Consider the following 3,375-nt stretch of genomic DNA (forward strand, 5'->3'; position numbering starts at 1 on the left):
CGGTGGCGGCGTGGGCGGCGTGCCAGGCGCGTCGGTCGGGATCGGTGGTGGTGTCGGTGGCACCGGCCAAGGCACGGTGCACTTCTCGACGATCCTCGAGACCGGCCGCGCGGTAGGCGGCCGAGCGCACCAGTGGATGACGAAACCGCAGTCGCGGTCCGAACTCGAGGAGCCCGCCGTCCTCGGCGGGCGCCAGCGCGGCGATCGGAATCCCGAGTTCGGTCGAGGCACGCAGGAACACCGCGGTGTCTCCGACGGGTTCGGCGGCGGCCGCCAGTACCAACAGCTGGGTGTCGCGCGGCAGCCCGTGGATGCGGCGGACGTAACCTTCGGTGACCTGTCCGGCGGATGGTCGCTCGGCGGCGCTGGTGAACCCGCCGACCAGCTCGGCTGCGGAGATGTTGCGGGGAACTTCGACCAGGGCCAGGGGATTGCCGCGGGTTTCAGCGATGATGCGGTCGAAGACACGGTCATCGAGGCGGCCCACCAGCACGGAATCCAACAGCTGACGGGCATCGGGATCGGACAATCCGCTCACGGTGAGTTCGGGCAGGCCGGCCAGCAGAGCGGCGCCGGCGGTGCGGGCGGCGAGCACCACGACGACGGGTTCGGCGAGCAGGCGTCGCGCCACGAAACTGAGCGTCTGCAGGGACACCTGGTCGAGCCACTGCGCGTCGTCGACAACACACAGCAGGGGACGCTGCCTGGCCGCGGTGGCCATCAGGCCCAGCACGGCCAATCCGATCAGGAAGCGGTCCGGGGCCGGGCCCGTTGCGCGACCGAAGGCGACATCGAGTGCGTCGCGCTGCGGTCCGGGCAGTGTGCCGACGTGTTCGAGCAGCGGCACACACAGTTGCTGCAGACCGGCGAAGGCCAGCTCCATGTCGGATTCGATGCCGGCGATCCGGGTGATCTGGAAGTCGCGATGGGTCGTCACCGCCTCAGACACCACAAAGTCGAGGAGCGCGGTCTTGCCGACACCGGCCTCACCGCGCAGCACCAGGACATGGGGTTGCCCCGACGCGGGGTCGGACACCAGGCGCTGCAGAGTGTCACATTCTGCGGTGCGCCCGAGCAGCGGTGGGCTGCGACGTGGCTGCACCAGCAGCATCGTACCTGGCAGCGGCCGTTGTCAGTGGGTGAGTTGGGCGCTGCACAGCTCCTCCAAATCCGAGATTCGGCCGTTTGCGGCCGCCATGAAAGCCGACACCAGCTGGAGGTGTTCGGTGCGGCGCGGGCGGGTGCGGCGGTGTCCTGCTGCCAGCCGGGCGCGCGCCCGGTGTGTCAGTTGGCGCGCGTTCACACCGGTGACGCCGAGGATCTCGGCGATTGTCGCGTAGGGGTAGTCGAAGGCCTCGCGCAGGAGGAAGGCCGCCCGCTCGGCCGGAAGCAATGTCTCCAGCAACACCAGCGTCGCGTACTGCACGGTTTCGTGCCGTTCGATACCTGCCGACGGGTCAGAGCTGGTGTCCACCGGCTCGGGAAGCCAAGGACCGAAGTAGGTTTCGTGACGTGCCCGCGCTGACTGCAGCACGTTGAGGCACACCCGGGTGGTCGCGGTCACCAGAAACGCCGTCGGGTCCCGGATGCAGTCATGGTCGCGGCCCTGCCAGCGAATCCAGACGTCCTGCACCACGTCCTCGGCTTCGGCGGTGCTGCCCAGCATCCGGTAGGCGATGCCGAACAACTGCGGGCGCACGCTCATGAACTGATCCACACCGTTGAGCCTGGTCGCGCGGGCGGCCGAAGTAACCCTTGAAAGCGCGTAGCGGCCGACATGGTGAAGGCAGCGTGGTGGTGGTGCTCAGTCGGGCCACGACACGGCCCGCAACTGTCGCCGTGAGGTGATGCCGAACTTCACGAAGACCTTGCGCAGGTGCCATTCGACGGTGTGTGTGCTGAGGAAAAGGTGCGCGCCGATCTCCTGATTGGTCAGCCCGTCGGCGGCCAGTTTCGCGACCTGGGTCTCTTGGGCCGTGAGCTGCTGGGTTGCGGAGTTGGTGCCCTGGCAGACGTTCTCCCCGGCCGCCACGAGTTCCCTGCGGGCCCGTTCGGCGAAGGCCTGGGTGCCCATCCGGGTGAACATCTTGTGGGCGTTGCCGAGCTGTTGGCGGGCATCGGGGCGGCGTTTCCTCCGGCGCAGCCACTCGCCGTAGCGCAGATGTGCCCGGGCCAGTTGGGAGGCGACGCCGGTGCGTTCCAGACGCTCGATGGCTTCGTTGAACAGCGCCTCGGCGTCGGGGCCGTCCGCGAGCAGCGCTTTGGCGCCGGCCAGTGCACCGAGTCCCCAGTCGGTTCCGCCGGCGCCGGCCCGGTCTTCGAGTTGCCGGACGGCGTCCTGGGCGCTGTCGTGATGTCCGGTATGGACTGCGGCTTCGACCAACTCGAGCAGACACCAGCTGTAGAAGCCGAGATCTTCGTGGTCGAGGATGCCGCCGGCGGCGGCGTAGGCCTCGGGATACCGAGACAGGCCGTTGTACAGGATCGCGGCAGTGAGGCAGGTCAGGCCGAACAACCGGCCTTCGCCGTTGCGCCGGGCCAACTCCCGGGTTGACTCGATCAGGTCCACGGCCGCGTCGGGAACACCCCGCAGCGCAGCCAGGTGTAGCCGGTGGTATTTCACCGGTTGGTACTGGGTGGCCGCCGAGATGGCGTCGGCCTCGTCGAGAAGTGCTGCTGCTGTGCCCAGTTCACCGCTGAGTAGGTGGACGCCAGCCTGGAAGGTCAGGGCAGAAGGCAGGATCGCCAACGCTCCGGTATCTCGGGCGTACCGCACCATGGCCGCGGCCAGCCGGCTCATCAGTTTGTCATCCCAGAGTTCGCCGACAGCTGATTCCTGAATGATCGGAAACGCCAACGACATCCAGGGCAGCGACGCGATATCGCGGTCCTGGGCGTGCTGGCACCACAGTGTCAACGCGGTGTGCAGCGGGGGAGCGGCCGCCGCCACGCCATGACTGATCCGGTCGGCCATCCCGTGCAGCAGGTGATCGATCGGCCGGACCACGCTGGGCAGCGGCTCGAGTGCGGACCGGGCGGCTTCGGCAACGACTGCGGAACCATCAGCAGCGCCGAAGCGGGACACGAACATGGCGGCGGCCAACGCTTCGAGATAGGTGTCGCGGGCGGCTTCACCGTCGAGCGGTTGCAGCCGCTGCGCGGCCCGCAGCAGTTGGGTTGCCGCATCGGCGACGCGGGGGGCTCCGGGTTCGCCGCTGCGGCTGCGGGTGAACTCGATCTGGGCCCGCAGCCGAGCGATCTGGGCGTGCTGGAGTTCGGTCAGGGGGCTGAGCTCGGCGACGGCGAGCAGTTCTTTGGCGGCCTCGGGTGCGGCCGCATCACGTTTGGCTCTGGCGGCGGCGATGGCCCGGGTGC

3 protein-coding genes are annotated in these 3,375 nt (G+C 68.7%); all 3 read right to left on the bottom strand.

Annotation, left to right across the window (positions count from 1 at the left end; all coding sequences use genetic code 11):
• The coding region (locus WBB07_RS18780) for an AAA family ATPase (protein ID WP_526309902.1) at nucleotides 1-1,111 on the bottom strand (1,111 nt) is incomplete at its 3' end.
• A 21-nt stretch (nucleotides 1,112-1,132) separates the two neighbouring features.
• On the bottom strand, nucleotides 1,133-1,705 hold the full coding sequence (locus tag WBB07_RS18785) for a sigma-70 family RNA polymerase sigma factor (RefSeq protein ID WP_526309903.1): 573 nt from the start codon (nucleotides 1,703-1,705) through the stop codon (nucleotides 1,133-1,135).
• A 99-nt stretch (nucleotides 1,706-1,804) separates the two neighbouring features.
• A partial coding sequence (locus WBB07_RS18790; RefSeq protein ID WP_526309904.1) for a LuxR C-terminal-related transcriptional regulator occupies nucleotides 1,805-3,375 on the bottom strand: 1,571 nt, incomplete at its 5' end.

Source organism: Mycobacterium sp. (assembly GCF_049647605.1).
Lineage (GTDB): Bacteria > Actinomycetota > Actinomycetes > Mycobacteriales > Mycobacteriaceae > Mycobacterium.